18 protein-coding genes are annotated in these 15416 nt (G+C 74.9%); 13 read left to right on the forward strand and 5 right to left on the reverse strand.

What is annotated here, in order from left to right:
- Window positions 1-77 precede the first annotated feature (77 nt).
- The 3 genes from AB0637_RS05390 to AB0637_RS05400 are packed head-to-tail and all read left to right on the forward strand — an operon-like array spanning window position 78 to window position 2323.
- Complete coding sequence (locus AB0637_RS05390; RefSeq protein ID WP_366170144.1) at window positions 78-1208, forward strand: GGDEF domain-containing protein; 1131 nt, start codon at window positions 78-80, stop codon at window positions 1206-1208.
- A 57-nt stretch (window positions 1209-1265) separates the two neighbouring features.
- Window positions 1266-1892, forward strand: a complete 627-nt coding sequence (locus AB0637_RS05395) for a hypothetical protein (RefSeq protein ID WP_366170145.1) — start codon at window positions 1266-1268, stop codon at window positions 1890-1892.
- Entirely contained in the window at window positions 1889-2323 is a 435-nt protein-coding gene (locus AB0637_RS05400) for a protein-tyrosine phosphatase family protein (protein ID WP_366170146.1), read from the forward strand. The genes AB0637_RS05395 and AB0637_RS05400 overlap by 4 nt, the downstream gene beginning before the upstream one ends.
- A gap of 22 nt (window positions 2324-2345) precedes the next feature.
- Here AB0637_RS05400 and AB0637_RS05405 read toward each other — a convergent pair whose 3' ends face one another.
- On the reverse strand, window positions 2346-2762 hold the full coding sequence (locus tag AB0637_RS05405; RefSeq protein ID WP_366170147.1) for a hypothetical protein: 417 nt from the start codon (window positions 2760-2762) through the stop codon (window positions 2346-2348).
- A 136-nt stretch (window positions 2763-2898) separates the two neighbouring features.
- Between AB0637_RS05405 and AB0637_RS05410 the strand changes: the two genes are divergently transcribed.
- Both AB0637_RS05410 and AB0637_RS05415 read left to right on the forward strand, forming a co-directional pair.
- On the forward strand, window positions 2899-3576 hold the full coding sequence (locus AB0637_RS05410) for a class I SAM-dependent methyltransferase (protein WP_366170148.1): 678 nt from the start codon (window positions 2899-2901) through the stop codon (window positions 3574-3576).
- 29 nt (window positions 3577-3605) lie between these two features.
- Window positions 3606-3812, forward strand: coding sequence for a hypothetical protein (locus AB0637_RS05415; protein ID WP_366170149.1), 207 nt, complete (start codon window positions 3606-3608; stop codon window positions 3810-3812).
- Window positions 3813-3819: 7 nt separating this feature from the next.
- Here the strand turns inward: AB0637_RS05415 and AB0637_RS05420 are convergent, their stop codons facing one another.
- The gene (locus AB0637_RS05420) at window positions 3820-4410 is read right to left on the reverse strand and encodes a TetR/AcrR family transcriptional regulator (protein ID WP_366170150.1); all 591 of its coding nucleotides are present in this window, start codon (window positions 4408-4410) and stop codon (window positions 3820-3822) included.
- Between the two features lie 61 nt (window positions 4411-4471).
- On the opposite strand from AB0637_RS05420, the gene AB0637_RS05425 reads away from it, so the two are divergent.
- The 4 genes from AB0637_RS05425 (at window position 4472) to AB0637_RS05440 (ending at window position 8405) form a co-directional block, all read left to right on the forward strand.
- A complete protein-coding gene (locus AB0637_RS05425; protein ID WP_366170151.1) occupies window positions 4472-5356 on the forward strand; it encodes an oxidoreductase in 885 nt (294 codons plus the stop codon).
- Window positions 5357-5506: 150 nt separating this feature from the next.
- Window positions 5507-7060, forward strand: a complete 1554-nt coding sequence (locus AB0637_RS05430; protein WP_366170152.1) for a methyl-accepting chemotaxis protein — start codon at window positions 5507-5509, stop codon at window positions 7058-7060.
- 42 nt (window positions 7061-7102) lie between these two features.
- On the forward strand, window positions 7103-8086 hold the full coding sequence (glpX, locus tag AB0637_RS05435; RefSeq protein WP_366170153.1) for a class II fructose-bisphosphatase: 984 nt from the start codon (window positions 7103-7105) through the stop codon (window positions 8084-8086).
- A gap of 10 nt (window positions 8087-8096) precedes the next feature.
- Window positions 8097-8405, forward strand: coding sequence for a TfoX/Sxy family protein (locus tag AB0637_RS05440; protein WP_366170154.1), 309 nt, complete (start codon window positions 8097-8099; stop codon window positions 8403-8405).
- Here the strand turns inward: AB0637_RS05440 and AB0637_RS05445 are convergent.
- Together AB0637_RS05445 and AB0637_RS05450 are read right to left on the reverse strand one after the other, a co-directional pair.
- Complete coding sequence (locus AB0637_RS05445) at window positions 8393-9460, reverse strand: winged helix DNA-binding domain-containing protein (protein ID WP_366170155.1); 1068 nt, start codon at window positions 9458-9460, stop codon at window positions 8393-8395. The two genes, AB0637_RS05440 and AB0637_RS05445, sit on opposite strands and share 13 nt — an antisense overlap.
- A gap of 68 nt (window positions 9461-9528) precedes the next feature.
- Window positions 9529-10284, reverse strand: a complete 756-nt coding sequence (locus AB0637_RS05450) for a sulfite exporter TauE/SafE family protein (protein WP_366170156.1) — start codon at window positions 10282-10284, stop codon at window positions 9529-9531.
- Window positions 10285-10333: 49 nt separating this feature from the next.
- On the opposite strand from AB0637_RS05450, the gene AB0637_RS05455 reads away from it, so the two are divergent.
- From AB0637_RS05455 to AB0637_RS05470, 4 genes are read left to right on the forward strand one after another with little or no spacing between them, the layout of a single operon-like run.
- Window positions 10334-11683: a DNA polymerase IV gene (locus AB0637_RS05455; protein ID WP_366170157.1), complete on the forward strand. Its 1350-nt coding sequence runs from the start codon at window positions 10334-10336 to the stop codon at window positions 11681-11683.
- Window positions 11680-12540, forward strand: a complete 861-nt coding sequence (locus AB0637_RS05460) for an AlkA N-terminal domain-containing protein (RefSeq protein ID WP_366170158.1) — start codon at window positions 11680-11682, stop codon at window positions 12538-12540. Before AB0637_RS05455 ends, AB0637_RS05460 begins: the two co-directional genes overlap by 4 nt.
- Before the next feature lie 20 nt (window positions 12541-12560).
- A complete protein-coding gene (locus tag AB0637_RS05465) occupies window positions 12561-13295 on the forward strand; it encodes an SDR family oxidoreductase (protein ID WP_366170159.1) in 735 nt (244 codons plus the stop codon).
- Between the two features lie 28 nt (window positions 13296-13323).
- The gene (locus AB0637_RS05470; protein WP_366170160.1) at window positions 13324-13893 is read left to right on the forward strand and encodes a GrpB family protein; all 570 of its coding nucleotides are present in this window, start codon (window positions 13324-13326) and stop codon (window positions 13891-13893) included.
- 45 nt (window positions 13894-13938) lie between these two features.
- Here the strand turns inward: AB0637_RS05470 and AB0637_RS05475 are convergent, their stop codons facing one another.
- Window positions 13939-15321: an alpha-L-fucosidase gene (locus AB0637_RS05475; protein ID WP_366170161.1), complete on the reverse strand. Its 1383-nt coding sequence runs from the start codon at window positions 15319-15321 to the stop codon at window positions 13939-13941.
- Between the last annotated feature and the right edge of the window lie 95 nt (window positions 15322-15416).

Here is a 15416-nt window from a genome sequence, read left to right on the forward strand (position 1 = left end):
GTGGTCCGGTCGCCGGCACTACGCCGACCGGGCCACCCCTCCTCGTGTCCGGCCACCTCGCTGCCGAGGGAATGGACGTGGGGCACCGTGCTGCAGCCGGGGACCGCGGCCGGGGGGCCGCCGTCCCCGACGAGACCGTCCCCTCGTTGCGCGCCAGCCAGGTCTTCATGGTCCTGTGCGCGCCCGCGTTGCTCGCCCTCGCGCTCGCCGTGGTCTTCGTCGTCCCCGAGGTCCTGCGCCCGGGAGCGGGTCCCGTCGTCCTCGGTGCCGGGATCCTCGCGCAACCGGTCGCGCTGCTGGCCGTCGTCCGGCACCGCCGGACCGGGCGTCCGCAGGGCTGGTGGTCGGTGTGGGCGACCGGGCTCATCGCGGTCCTCACCGGGAGCGTTGCCGACCAGGCCTTCCACCAGACGGCCGTCACCGCCCTCGTCGTCGGTCCGCTCTACGCGGCGATGTTCTGCTCGGCCCGCTCGATGCTCCGCCACCTGGCGCTGGCCGTCGTGGTCGCCACGGCGCTGGTCGTCGTCGTGCCCGGGGAACCGCTCGTGCGGGCCGCGCGCGTCGCGGCCGTCGACATGGTGCTCGTCCTCACGGTGGCGGGGTTGTTCGTGCTGCGGGCCCGTCTCGACGCCGCCGTCGCCCGGGCGGTGGCGGCCCGGGACCGCGCCGACCTCCTCGCCTCGCGCGACCCGCTGACGGGGCTGCTGAACCGGCGGGGACTGCGCACCGCCCTGGCCGAGGTGGCGGTGGACACCGGGGAGGACGTCGGGGCGGTCCTGCTCGACATCGACCACTTCAAGCGGATCAACGACACCCTGGGCCACGGGGCCGGTGACGACGTCCTCGTCCGGCTGGCGGCCGTGCTCGCCGCGACCGTCCGGCCCGGTGACCTGCTGGCGCGGATCGGCGGGGAGGAGTTCCTCGTCGTCGCCCCCGGCGCCCGACCCCTGGAGGCCGCGACCCTCGCCGAGCGGCTGCGCGCGGCCGTTTCCGCGGACGGGGGCACGCCGTCCGTGACCGTCAGCGCCGGGGTGGCCGTCCGGGGCCGGGGTGCCCCGTCGCCGGACGTGCTCGACGAGCTCTACGCCCGGGCGGACCGGATGCTCTACCGCGCCAAGCGGGAGGGGCGGAACCGGGTCTGCGTCGAGCCGTCCGACGGCCGGGGACCGGCCGAGGTGCCGGCCCTGCGGCAGGCGCGACCGGCCTGACGGTCCTCCGGCGCTGCGGGCATGCTGGGGAGACCACCGAGCCCCGGGAGGCCACCGATGGACTTCTTCCCCGACCCGCCCACGCCTGATCCGGACGACGTCGACGCCGACGAGGGGTACCAGCCGGCGTGGGTCGGCCCGCCCGACGACGTCCTGCCGGGTGTCGTGCCGGTCGAACTGCTGCTCGCCCGTTCGGAGACCACTGTCGTCCTGCTCAGCGGCGTCCGGGCGTTCCCCGAGGGGCTGGCCATGACCCTCTCGGTGCGGGTGCGGGGCCGGTTGGGCGACCTGGACCTGCACACGGAGGTCTTCGACGGCCCCTACCGCCACGGGGTGGGGGAGGAGTGGCAGGCCGGGCGCCTGAAGTGGGGTTTCGAGTTCGCCGACGGCCGGCGCGCCACGAGCGTCGACCCGCCCGTCGGGCAGGGGGACGACCGCCCGTGGACGGACCGGGAGTGGCGGCCGGACCGTCCCGTCCTCTCGGGGAGGGGTGGCGGGGGCAGTCGGCGTTCCACCGACCGGGACTACTGGCTGTGGCCGCTCCCGCCGGCCGGACGGCTGCGGATCGTCGTGCAGTGGCCGCGCCAGGGCATCGACGCGACGACCCACGAGCTCGACGCCCAGCCCCTCCTGGACGCCGCGGCCCGCGCCCGTCCGGTCTGGGAGGGTCCGCTCGGGTCGTGAGCGCCGCGTGGGAGGACGGGGACGCCGTCGTGCTGCTGCCCAGCGGTCGCCGCGTGCGGGGGCGGGGTCTGCGCGCCGGGGTTCCGCCCGGGCCGCTGCCGGAGTTCGGCCTGTACCTGACGGGGCACCGACCGCCGCCGGTCCCCTGGCCGTCGCGCTGGGTCCGCTGGCCGGACTTCCTCCTGCCCCGTGACCCGGCGGACGCCGTCGAGGCGTTGCGGGAGCTGCACCGCAGGGCCCAGGACTGCCGCGTCGAGGTCGCCTGCGGGGGAGGCGTCGGGCGCACCGGGACGGCGCTCGCGTGCCTCGCGGTGCTCGACGGCGTGCCCCCAGCCGACGCGGTGGCGTTCGTCCGCGCGCGCCACCACCGGCGGGCCGTGGAGACGCCGTGGCAGCGGCGGTTCGTCGAGCGGTTCCCGGTCGGGGGCTGACGTCGCGGCCATCGGCGGGGTCTCAGCGGCCCTCGAGGGCTCCGGGTCCCGGCGAGGTGCCCCGGCCCCGCAGCAGGACCACGACGGCGAAGGCCACGCCCGCCACCACCGCTCCTCCTCCGGTGAACATCACCCAGGCGATGGCCCACAACGCGTCGTCCGCGCGCAGTGGCGGCAACACGCCGGCTGCGAACGGCACGACGACGACGGGCAGGGCCCACACCCGCCCCAGACCGATCGTGGTGACCACGGTGGCGACCGCGAGAGCGATGGCGCTCCCCGCCAGCGACAGGTCGGACACCGGGTCGCCGGCAGGACCCCAGAAGGGCAGGACCGCCAGGGCGGTCAGGGTCAGTCCGACCAGGGCGGCCGTCGCGGTGCGCCCCGGGTGGGCGACCCACGGGCACAGCTCGTCCCTCCACGTGCTCCTCGGTTCCACGGCCGCATCGTCGGTCACCACCCGCCGACGGCGCGACCCTCCTCCGGGGCTCGACGTGGCGGGCTGCCGGACCGGGGACGACGGGAGGATGCTCGTTCCTGGACGGACCAGGGACCCGGCGGAGGACGGTGACGGCGTGGTGGAGCCCGGCCCGGTCGACCGGTACGCGGGGCAGGCGGACTGGTACGACGCACGACTCGACGAGACCCCCGACCGCGACGAGGTCCTGCGGCGGTACCTGCCCGCGGGGCGTGGACCGTGCCTGGACGTCGGGTGCGGCACCGGGCGCGACCTCGTCGTCCTGGCCGAGAAGGGGTGGGACCCCGTCGGGGTGGAGCTGTCGTCGGACCAGGTGCGACGCGCGCGTCGCTGGGGACTTCCCCTGGTGCAGGGGGACGCCGAGTGCCTGCCCTTCCACGGCGCGGCGTTCGACCTCGTGGTCAGCCGCTGGACGTCGACGGACGTCGAGCACTTCGACGTGGCGCTGGCGGAGGTGGCCCGGGTCCTGCGGCCGGCGGGCCGCTTCCTCTTCCACGGCGTCCACCCGTGCTTCAACGGACCGCACGTGGAGAACCACCCGGGCGGGGAGGTGACCGTGCACCCGACCTACCGGCGGGCGGAACGGCACACCTCCGCCCCCTGGTGGGCGCCGGGTGGGATCCGCACCCGGGTCGGCGGCATGCGGCACGTGCCCCTGGCGGAGTTCGTCGGGGCCTTCGTCGCGGCCGGTCTTGCCATCACGGCCGTCCACGAACCCGGCACCGAACCCGTCCCGCAGAGCATCGTCGTGGAGGCGGTCAGGGCCGTCGGGTGACGTCCAGCCGCGCACGCCATCCTGCGGTCGTGGACGAGAACCTTGCTGAGCGGCCCGGCGGGCACACCCGCCTCCTGCGCGTGATGCAGTACCTGGGGCTCGCGGACGACGTGGGCGGAGCGCGTGGTCCCGGGCTGTCCCGGTACTGGACCGGCCGCGGGGTGTCGCGGCGCCTGGACGAGGACCTCGACGACCTGCGGCGGCGCGTGGCGGAGCTCGAAGCCCGCCGCGACTGACGCGCGGTCAGCCGTCGGCTGCGTCCGCGAGGAACAGGTGCACGGCCTCCGCGACGAGTCCGGCGCCCTGGTCGGGGGTGATCCGGTGGGAGGTGACGAGGGCGGCGACGCCCTGCACCGTCGCGACGAACAGGAGCTTCGTCCGCTGCTCCTCGCCGCTGCGGAACCGGCCTGCGGCGAAGTCGGCGGCGAACAGCGCGTCGAAGGTCGAGAACAACCGGCCGGCGGCGGCGGACACCTCGGGTGTGGGCGCCGCGGTCTTGGCGGAGAACATCAGGTCCATGAGCGCGGCGTCGGTGACGGCGAACCGCAGGTAGGCGTCCGCGACGGCGCGGACGCGCCCGGCGAGGTCGTCGGCGAACGCGGCCCCGGCGGCGCCCACCTCGTCGGCCAGGCGCGAGAACCCCCGCTCGGCGAGGGCGTCGAGCAGTGCCCGCCGGTCGACGAAGTGGCTCCGCGGCGCGCCGTGGCTGACCCCGGCCCGTCGGGCGAGGTCGCGCAGGGACAGGTCGTCGACACCGCCCTCGCGCAGGGTCTGCTCCGCCTCGTCGAGCAGCACCGCGCGCAGGTTCCCGTGGTGGAAGGACGGCCGACTCACGGCGCCAACCTACCCGGATCTAGACGTTGCCTAGAATCTAGACGGTGTCTACTCTGGGGTCGTGCCCCGAGACGCCGTCCCTGCCCTGCCCGACCTGTCCGACCGCACGGTCGTCGTCACCGGGGGGAGCGGCGGCATCGGTGCCGCCACGGCCCGTGCCCTCGCCGACGCGCGCGCCCGGGTCGTGCTCGCCGTCCGCGACACCGCCAAGGGGGCCCGCGCCGCGGCCGCCATGACGGGAACGGTCGAGGTGCGTCCGCTCGACCTCGCGGACCTCGCCTCGGTCCGCGCCTTCGCGGCCGCGTGGGAGGGGCCGGTGGACGTCCTCGTCAACAACGCCGGGGTCTCCGTCCCCGACCGGCGGGAGACCGCGGACGGGTTCGAGCTGCAGTTCGGCACGAACCACCTCGGGCCGTTCGCCCTGACGAACCTCCTGCTCCCGCACGTCACCGGCCGCGTCGTCTCGCTGTCCTCGCAGGCCGAACGGGCCGCCCGGCTCGACCTCGACGACCCGAACACCCGCCACCGCCCGTACTCGGAGTCCCGGGCCTACGCCGCCTCGAAGCTCGCGAACCTGCTCTTCACCGCCGAACTCCAGCGGCGGCTCACCGCGGCCGGGTCCCCCGTGCTCGCCGTCGCCGCGCACCCGGGGTACGTCACGACGGGCATGACGACGGGCACGACCTCGGGCGGTGGCGGGGCGGTGGGTCGGTTCCTCGCCCGGCACGTCGCGCAGAGCCCCGCCGCCGGGGCGCTGCCCGTGCTCCTCGCCGCCACGGGTGACGTCCCGCCGGGCGCCTTCACCGGCCCGGAGCACCTCCTCCACATGCGGGGCGGGGCGACGCTCATCGGCCGGTCGCGGCAGGCGCGCGACCCCGACCTGGCCCGACGGTTGTGGGCGGTGTCCGAGGAGCTGACCGGCACGACGTTCCCCGCCCTCGGCTGACCACGGTCGCCGACGTGGTCCTCGTCACCCTCGGCCTGAAACGTTCAGACCCCTGACCGTTGCGCCGATGAAACCGTGGGTCCTCGAGAGACGGGGACCGCTCAGGGAGGTTCGAGGTCGCCCATGTCGGCTCGTCTGCGCGATCTTCGCGTGTCCACCAAGCTCGTCGCCGGTTTCGGCGTCGTCGTGCTCCTCCTGGTGGTCATCACCGGTTTCGCCGCGCTGCGGCTGCGCGCGGCGCAGGACAACCTGCAGAACCTGTCCACCTCCGGGGTCGCCGCCGTCGCGGCGGCCGGCCACCTGGAGACGAGCTTCGGCACCGTCCGCGAGGACCTCCTGCGTGCCTCGCTCCCGGGCGCCGACGTCAAGGCCGCGCTGTCCACGCTCGACGGGGACCAGGCCGCGCTGGACCAGGCCTGGACCACGTACCAGGGAACCTCGCCCGGGGCCACCGAAGCCCAGCGGTCCGCCTACACGACGGGGCTCGCCACCTACCGCGCTGCGGTGCAGGAGTTCATCACCACGAGCACGACCTCCGGTCCGGCCGCCGCAGCCGCCGTCGGAACCCAGAAGATCGCTCCCGCGGCCCAGCAGGTCAAGGCGACGCTGGTGCAGCTGAACCGCAGCGAATCGGCCGCCGCCTCCGCCATCGCCGCGGACGGGGCCGCCGACTACCACCGCAACCTCGTCGCGCTGCTCGTCATCGCCGCGCTCGCCGTGGCGCTCGCCGTCGCGATCTCGCTGTCCATCGCCCGCTCGATCTCCCGCCCCCTGGCGCAGACCCTCACCGTGGTCGAGGGCCTGGCGCAGGGTCACCTGGACCGGCGCGTCCCGAACCCGGGGCGCGACGAGGTCGGACGCCTGGCGGCCGCGACGAACGACTCGATGGACACCCTCGCGACGTTGCTGCGCCAGGTCACGACGACGGCCGGTTCGCTCACCACGACCTCCCAGCAGCTCACCGGGGTGGCGGGGCAGTTGTCCTCCGGCGCCGCGGAGTCCGCGACGCAGTCGCAGGTCGTCTCGGCCGCCACCGAGGAGATCAGCGCGAACATCGGGACCGTCGCCGCCGCGGGGGAGGAGATGACCTCGGCCATCCGCGAGATCGCGACGTCGACCGCCCAGGCGTCGGAGACCGCGGCCACGGCCGTCGCCGCGGCGCAGGACGCGGGCGCGACGATCGAACGCCTCGGTGCCTCCAGCCGCGAGATCGGCGACGTCGTGAAGCTCATCACCTCCATCGCGGAGCAGACCAACCTGCTTGCGCTCAACGCGACCATCGAGGCCGCGCGTGCCGGGGACGCCGGCAAGGGGTTCGCCGTCGTCGCCGGTGAGGTCAAGGAACTCGCGCAGCAGACCGCCCGCGCCACCGAGGAGATCGTCGCCAAGGTCAACGCCACCCAGGCCGACGCGGGTGCGGCGACCGGGGTCATCGCGCAGATCGGTGAGGTCATCGCGCAGATCGACGGGTTGCAGGCCACCATCGCCGCGGCGGTGGAGGAGCAGTCGGCCACGACGAGCGAGATGGTCCGCAACGTGACGGAAGTCTCGACCGGGTCGCAGGAGATCGCCGCGAACATCAGCGGCATCGCCCGCGCGGCGGAGCAGACCACCGACAGCGCAGCGCAGACCGCGGCGACGGCGGACGAGGTCTCGCGCGCCGCCCGACAGCTCAGCGACCTGGTGGCGGGCTTCCGCTTCTGAGCGGGACCGAGCCGCGACGGAGGGCCGGGGGCCGGGACGGGCATGATGGCTGCCATGAGCAGCCTGCCCACCACGCCCGACCGGAACCTGGCCCTCGAACTCGTCCGGGCCACGGAGGCCGCGGCGATCCGCGCGACGCCGTTCATCGGCCGCGGTGACAAGAACGGTGCGGACGGCGCCGCCGTCGACGCGATGCGCGAGTTCCTCGGCACCGTCGACTTCGCCGGCGTCGTCGTCATCGGCGAGGGCGAGAAGGACGAGGCGCCCATGCTGTTCAACGGCGAGGAGGTCGGCACCGGCAACGGGCCGGCGTGCGACATCGCCGTCGACCCCATCGACGGGACCTCGCTCACCGCGCTCGGCCGACGCAACGCCATCTCGATGATCGCGGCCGCCGACCGCGGCGCCATGCTCGACGCCCACACGGTGTTCTACATGGAGAAGATCGTCACCGGTCCCGAGGGCGTCGGCGTCGTCGACCTGCGCCAGCCCATCGGGGAGAACATCCGCGCGCTGGCCAAGGCGAAGGGCAAGGCCGTCGAGGAGATCTCGGTCGGCGTCCTCGACCGCCCCCGCCACGAGCAGCTCATCGCCGAGATCCGCGCCGCCGGGGCCGGGACGCGCCTCCTGCTCGACGGCGACGTGGCCGGCGGCATCGACGCCGCCTCCTACGCGGGCCGCCTCGACATGTGCGTCGGCGTCGGCGGCAGCCCCGAGGGCGTCGCCACCGCGTGCGCCATCAAGGCCCTCGGCGGGCTCATCCAGGCCCGGCTCGCGCCGAAGACCGACGACGAGCGCCAGCACGGGACGGACGCCGGCCTGAAGTTCGACCACGTCTACACCGCCGACGAACTCGTCAAGGGCGACAACACGTTCTTCGTCGCGACCGGCGTGACGGACGGGAACCTCGTCGACGGTGTCCGCCGGCTCGGTCCGGTCATCCGCACCGAGTCCATCGCACTGCGGGCGCGCTCCGGGACCATCCGGCACATCCGCGCCGACCACCTCGTCGAGAAGTGGCTCTGAGGGTCCCCTCGTGAACGCCCTCGAGCGGGTCCGGGTCCTCCTGGCCGGCCGGGACGTCGTCGAGCGCCGCATGTTCGGCGGCACGTCGGTCATGGTCGAGGGCCGGATGGTCGTGAGCGTGCGCGGTGACGGCAGCCTGCTCGTCAAGGTCGACCCGGACCGGTCGGCGGACCTCGTGGCCCACGAGGGGGCGGTCCGCGCCGAGATGGGGGCGGGCCGCGACATGGGTCCGTCCTGGCTCAGCGTTCCCGCCTCGGACGACCGCGTGGAGTTCTGGCTCGGGCTGGCGCTGGAGCACCACGCGGCTCAGTCGCGCTGATCGAGCCGTCCCGTCGGCAGCGTCCGCGCCCGGCGGTCGAGCGCCGCGCAGCGGGTGCTGGACAGCTCCGCGAACGGGACGACGTCCGGCCGGTCACCCGCACGGGTCCACGTCCCGGTGACCTGCCCGCCCACGAGGAGCATCCCGCGGAAGACGCCGTTGCCCCCGGGTGCGACGCGCTCGGCGTGCTCGGGGGCCAGCACGGCGGACCGGTCGGCGTAGCCGAGCAGGAACTCGTCGAAACCGGGCAGCAGGTGCACGCCCCGGGCGGCGGTGCGGTGGGCCGCGACGAGGTCGGGCAGCGCGGGGTCGACGAGGTGCTCGACCCCGTCGACGTCGACGGTCTCGAACTCGGCGTGGACCGCGTCGAACCCGCGGCGGACGGTCCCCAGCGGCAGCCCGGTCCAGAACGCGACGTCGGCCGCCGTCGTCGGCCCGTGCCCGCGCAGGTGCCGGCGCGTCCACTCCGCCAGCGGGTCCGCCGGGACCGCACCGGCCGGGACCCAGGAGTCCAGGGGCACGAACAGCTGCTCACGACCGGCGAGGGGCCCCAGGCAGAGGTCGGCCGTGAGGGCCAGGTGGTGCAGCAGGTGGTACCCGCGACCGCCGCCTGTGCCCTGCCCCGCGGCCTCGAAGGCGGCCAGCAGGTCCGCGCGGGTCGCCCCCGTCGGCGGGCAGTGCGCGTGGACGGCCGCCCGGGCGACGTCGAGGTCGGCGTCGGTGATGGCCAGCTGTTCGCGCCGGCGGCGGGTGGCGCTGATCGTCCGGGTCGCGCACAGCGCCAGCACCCAGCGCAGGTCGTCCGCGCGCAGCAGGTGCAGGGTTCCTCGCATCGGCCACGACCGGACCACGGTCCCGGCGTCCAGGGCGTCGGCCAGCCCGGCCGTCGTGCCGGCGCCGGTGCGCAGGGCCACGGCCGTCGCCGCGGCCCGCAGGTCCTGGGCCTGCACGGCCGCGAGGTGCGTGACGACGTCGGTCGCGTCGGGCAGGACCGGGACGACCCGCTGGGCCACGAGCCGCCACGTCCCCACGTCCTGCCGCCGCAGCCGGATCACCGGGCCAGCCTGCCGGACCGGGTTCCCGCCCGCAGCTGGTTCAGTGCAGTCGGTTCAGGGCAGTCGGTTCAGCGCAGGAGGTTCAGGCCCGAGACGACGGACAGCCCCAGCACCCACTTCTCGAACGTCTTGATGTCCATCCGCTTCGCGACCCACCAGCCCAGGAGCGCGCCCACGACGACGGCAGGAGCCAGCCGCAGGTCCAGCCACAGCGAGTCGACGGAGATCAGGCCCAGTCCGACGCTGAACGGCACCTTGAAGCAGTTCACGATGAAGAAGAACCAGGCGCCCGTCCCGAGGAACGACATGACGCCCATGCCCATGGTGAACAGGTAGATCGACATCGGGGCGCCGCCGGCGTTGGCGACCATCGTGGAGAACCCCGCGAGGAACCCGAAACCCAGGGCCGCCCACCGCCGTCGGCTCGCCGACGTCGGCACGACGTCGGAGTTCTTGCGCAGTCGGCGCTGCCGCCACACGTGGATCACCACGAGCAGGACGAGCAGCACCCCGATGGACCGGCGCATCACGGTGTCGTCCACGACGCGGACGAACCCGGCGCCCGCGACGACCCCCACCGCGACGTAGGGGAACAGCCGCAGCAGCAGGCCCCAGTCGGCGTGCCGGCGGTAGATCGAGATGGCGAAGAGGTCGCCCAGCATCAGCAGGGGCAGGATGATCCCCGTGGACTCCTTGGCCGGCAGCACCAGCGCGAAGATCGCCACGGCGATGGTGCCCGCCCCGCCGATGGACGTCTTGGAGAACCCGATGACGAGGGCCGCCAGGTACAGGGGGATGAGGTCCACCGTCGACAGGTCGAGCACCGGGGGAGCGTAACCGTGACCAGGTGCCAGTCGTGACGCGGTGCCACTCGTGACCCACCCGTCCGTGCCGGGGGTGATGCACCTCGACCTCGACGCGTTCTTCGCCGCCGTCGAGCAGCGGGACAAGCCGTCGCTGCGGGGCAAACCGGTCGTCGTCGGCGGGACCGGTGGCCGGGGTGTGGTCTCCACGGCCAGCTACGAGGCGCGCGCCTTCGGCATCGGGTCGGCGATGCCGACGGCCCGGGCGCGGCGGTTGTGCCCCAACGCCGCCTACCTCGGGGGCCGGTTCGAGGCCTACCGGGAGGTCTCGCGGCAGGTCATGGAGCTCGCGCACGGGCTGTCCCCGCTCGTCGAGCCGCTCTCGCTCGACGAGGCCTTCGTCGACCTCGCGGCCGCCCACCCCGACCTCGACCTCGCGGCCGTCACCACGATCGCCACCGACTTCCGGGCCGCCGTCCGCGCGCGGACGGGGTTGACGGTGTCCGTGGGCGTCGGGTCGAGCAAGCTCGTCGCCAAGATCGCCTCGGACCTGCGCAAACCCGACGCCCTCGTCGTCGTGCCGCGGGCCGAGCAGGAGGCGCTGCTGGGCCCGATGAGCGTCCGGGTGATCCCGGGCGTCGGCGCGGTCACGGGGGACCGGCTGGTCCGGGCGGGCCTGACGACGATCGGGGCGCTCGCGGCGGCCGACGAGGCCGAACTCGTGCGGATGCTCGGCAAGGCGCACGGCACCGCCCTGCTCGCGTTCGCCCGCGGCCTCGACCCCCGGCCCGTCGTGTCCGAGCGGGAGGCGAAGTCGGTCTCGGCCGAGGAGACGTTCGCGGTCGACCTCACCGACCGCCGCGACCTCGCCGAACGGTTGCGGCGGATGACCGACCGCGTCGCGGGGCGGCTCGCGGCCGCGGGGCTGTCGGGGCGGACGGTGACCATCAAGGTGCGGCGCTACGACTTCTCGACGCTGAACCGCTCCCGCACGCTGCCGCACGCGACGAGCTCGGCGCGCGAGATCGTCCAGAACGCGACGGAACTGCTCGCCGCGGTCGACGTCGCCGACGGCGTCCGCCTGCTGGGCGTCGGCGTCTCCGGGCTCAGCGAGTTCAGCCAGACCGACCTGCTGGCCGAGCTGGAACCGGAGCCGGAGGACGTCACGACCACGGACGAGGACGAACCCCTGGAGTCCCCGCAGCCCTACGGCCCGCCCGCGGCTGCGGGGTGGCGGCCGGGGCAGGACGTGCGGCACGAGGAGTTCGGGCCCGGCTGGGTCCAGGGGTCGGGGGCCGGGCGGGTCACCGTACGGTTCGAGGGTCCGCACACGCCGGTCGGGCGGATCCGCACGTTCCGCGACGACGACGCCGCGCTGACGCCCGCCGACCCGCCCGTCTTCGACCCGGAGCTGCCGTGAAGCTGCCCGTCCCCGGTGGCCTGGCCGCCGAACCGCTGCGGCGGTTCCTCCTCGCGCACGCCCTGCCGGGGGCCGAGACCCACGTCGACGGACTGCACCGCAGGGTGTTCCGGACGAGCCGCGGCCCCGTCGAGGCGTCCGTCGACCTCGGGACGGACGAGCGCTGCGAGGCCGTCGTGCTCGACGGTCCCGACCTCGACGCCGGGCTCCTCGACGAACTCGCCCCCGTCGTGCGCCGGTGGCTCGACCTCGACGGGCACCAGGAGGAGGCCGAACGGCACCTCGCGGGTGACCCGCTGCTGGCCCCGCTGATCGCCGCGAACCCCGGGCTGCGGGTGCCGCGCACGGTGTGGGGGGCGGAGACGGCGCTGCTCACCGTGCTCGGGCAGCAGGTGTCGCTGGCTGCGGCGCGGACCTTCGGCGGCCGGCTCGTCGCCGCCTACGGCACCCCCGTCGGGGGGCTGCGCGCCTTCCCGGAACCGGCCGCCCTCGCCGCGGCCGGACCCGACGCCCTGCGCGCGGTGACGGGGGTGACGGGCGCGCGGGCCCGGACGCTGCACGTCCTCGCGCAGACCCTCGCCGACGGCCTCGACCTCGACGGCGACCTCGGGACGGTCGACCCCGCCGCGGCCCACGCCGCCCTGCTGGCCCTGCCCGGCATCGGCCCGTGGACCGCCGACTACGTGGCCCTGCGCGTCCTCGGCGACTCCGACGCGTTCCTGCCCTCCGACCTCGTCCTGCGTCGCGCGCTGGGCCGGATCACCGCCCGCGAGGCGCAGGCGCGGGCCGAGGGGTGGCGGCCCTGGCGGGGGTACGCGCTGCTGCACCTGTGGACGGCGGAGGTCTTCGCGACCTGAGCCACCGCTACGGTGCGTCTGTGCAGGGAACCGTTGTCGTCACTGGTGGTAGTCGCGGCATCGGGGCGGCGGTGGTCCAGGCGCTCGCCGCCCGGGGGGTTCCGACCTGCTTCAGCTACTCCACGCACCGGGAGGCCGCGGACGTCGTGGCGGCCACGGCGGTCGACTTCGGCAGTTCCTGCATCGCGGTCCAGGCCGACGTCTCCGTCGAGTCCGACGTCAGGCGCCTGTTCCACGCCGCACGCGAACTCGGACCCGTGACGGGGCTGGTGAACAACGCCGGGATCACCGCCCCGCAGTCGAAGGTCGTCGACCTCGACGTCGACCGCATCCGCCGCGTCCTCGACGTCAACGTCGTGGGGGCGTTCCTGTGCGCGCGGGAGGCCGTGAAGCACCTGACCACGGCGGGCGGCGGCACGATCGTCAACATCTCCAGCCGCGCCGCGGTGCTGGGCAGCCCGGGGGAGTACGTCGACTACGCCGCCTCCAAGGCCGCGGTCGACACCCTCACGGTGGGTCTGGCGCAGGAGGTCGCGGCCGACGGCATCCGCGTCGTCGGGGTCCGCCCCGGGCTCATCCGCACCGACATCCACGCCGCCTCGGGTGAACCCGGACGGGTGGAGCGGCTGCAGAAGACCGTCCCGTTGGGGCGCGGGGGTGAAGCCGGTGAGGTCGCCGAGGCCGTCGTGTGGTTGCTGTCCGACGCCGCCTCGTACGTCACGGGCACCACGCTCGACGTGTCCGGTGGGCGCTGACGTCCGCACCGCGCGCGAGGATTCCCCCGTGAGCACCCGCCCCGCCCCCCGCCGCCCGGACGTCACGACGCTGGAACTCGTCGGGGGTCCCGAACCGCTCACGGTCTCCCTCGCCGAGCACGACCCGCGGTGGGCCGAACGGTTCCGCGAGCACCGCGACCGCATCCTGGCCGCCCTGGCGGGGCGGGACGTGGAGGTGCACCACATCGGGTCGACGGCGGTCCCCGGCCTCGCCGCGAAACCCGTCGTGGACCTCGTCGTCGTGGTCGACGACATCACCGCCGAGGAGGACCACGTCGAACCCCTCCTGGCCGCCGGGTACGTGCTGCGGGTCCGCGAACCCGGCCACCGCCTCGTCCGCACCCCCGAGCGCGACGTGCACGTGCACGTCTACGGCCGCGGGGACCGGGCGGTCGAGGACTACCTGCTGCTGCGCGACCACCTGCGCCGCGACGAGGGCGACCGGAACCGCTACGAGGCGGTCAAGCGCGACCTCGTCACCCGTCGGTGGGAGGACACGAACGACTACGCCGACGCCAAGACCGCGGTGATCACCGCCATCAAGGAACGGGCCCGCGCCCTCCGCCCGCCGCGGTAGCTGCCGTCCTGCGCAGGCACCTCGTCCGGCGCTGGGACCGTGGGCTCACGTCGTCCGGCGGAACCGCACCACCACCGGTCCGGGGACACCGTTGCGGGGCAACGGGACCCGCACACCGTCCGGCGTCGCGGTGACCTCGACGGGAACCTCGCGGGTTCCCCCGGGCCCGGCTCCGAGCACGCGCACGTCGGAGGTTTCGAGGGTTCCCGGGGTGATCCGCAGGTCCACGCCGGCCCCCGCCGCCGGCGGGTCGACGACGGCGAACACGTGGATCCCGTCGCCACCGACCGTCCAGCGGACCCACGGCCTGTCCTGCGGGCCGGCGACGTCCGCGGCCAGGGGCCCGGCCCCGTGCACGGCGCGGTCGTTGACGGCCATCCACTCCGCCAGGCCCTCCAGGCACCGCCGCTGGGGTGCGGGGACGCGGCCGGCGGCGTCCGGACCGACGTTCAGCAGCAGGTTCCCGCCGCGCGAGACGACGTCGACGAGGTGGCGGACGGCCGCCGGCCCGTCGAGGGACAGGGCGAGCTCGTCCTCGCGCTGGTTGTAGCCGAACGACAGGCCGACGCCGCGGCAGTTCTCCCACGCCTCCGCCCCCTCCAGGGCCGTGCCCGCCTGGTACTCGCTCGTGCGGAAGTCCCAGTGGGTGCGGCCCCAGCGGTCGTTGACGACGCCCTCGGGGTTCCGGGCGTAGAACTCCTCGAGGACGTGGACGAAGCTGTCCGGCCCGGCGGGCTTCCCCGCGTCGGGCCAGTCGATGTCGCCCCACAGGACGTCGGGGGCGTAGCGCTGGACGAGGTCGCGCACCTGCGCCGTGGCGTACCGGGCGTACTCCAGGCCGAGCGGGCGGGCGCCGGAGTCGTCGTCGGCGTCCCAGATGGGACCGGTGTCGGCCGCGTGCCAGTCCAGACCGCCGGAGTAGTAGACCCCGAACCGCAGTCCCGCCGCGCGGGTGGCGCGGGCGAACTCCCCGACGAGGTCGCGGCGCGGCCCGCGCGCGACGGTGTTCCGCGTCCCGGTGCCCGGGGCGTCCCACAGCGTGATGCCGTCGTGGTGCTTGGTCGTGGGGACGACGTAGCGCGCCCCGGCGCGGGCGAAGAGGGCGACGAGCGCGTCGGCGTCGAACGCCTCGGCGTGCCACCGGTCGAGGAGGTCGTCGTAGGGGACGTCGCCGTACGTCCGGCGGTGGTGTTCCGCGGCCGGCGAGCCGGGGATGCGGATGGTGTTCATGTACCACTCCGCGTAGGGGTTCCGCAGGAACCAGTCGTCGTGGTGCGTCCCGTGCTCCCCGAGCGGTTCGGCCCACGCCGGGACGGAGTACGCCCCCCAGTGCACGAAGATCCCGAAGCGGGCCTCGGTGAACCAGGACGGCACCGGGCGCACGAAGCGTTCGTACTCCGGGGGCCGGCGGGCGGAGGGGTCGAACATCGCCACGGAGTCTCCAGGGGCCGGTGGCGCGTCGCCACGGGGGAGGAACGACGCGCCGCCGCCCTGCGCGAACGAGCATACGACTGCGCGTTCGG

Source organism: Kineococcus sp. NPDC059986, assembly GCF_040702905.1.
Classification (GTDB): domain Bacteria; phylum Actinomycetota; class Actinomycetes; order Actinomycetales; family Kineococcaceae; genus Kineococcus.

Excerpts from the sequence above, each read along its gene's own strand:
- AB0637_RS05475 (WP_366170161.1), bottom strand. The coding sequence starts at position 15,321 with ATGTTCGACCCCTCCGCCCGCCGGCCCCCGGAGTACGAACGCTTCGTG.
- AB0637_RS05395 (WP_366170145.1), top strand. The coding sequence starts at position 1,266 with ATGGACTTCTTCCCCGACCCGCCCACGCCTGATCCGGACGACGTCGAC.
- glpX (WP_366170153.1), top strand. The coding sequence starts at position 7,103 with ATGATGGCTGCCATGAGCAGCCTGCCCACCACGCCCGACCGGAACCTG.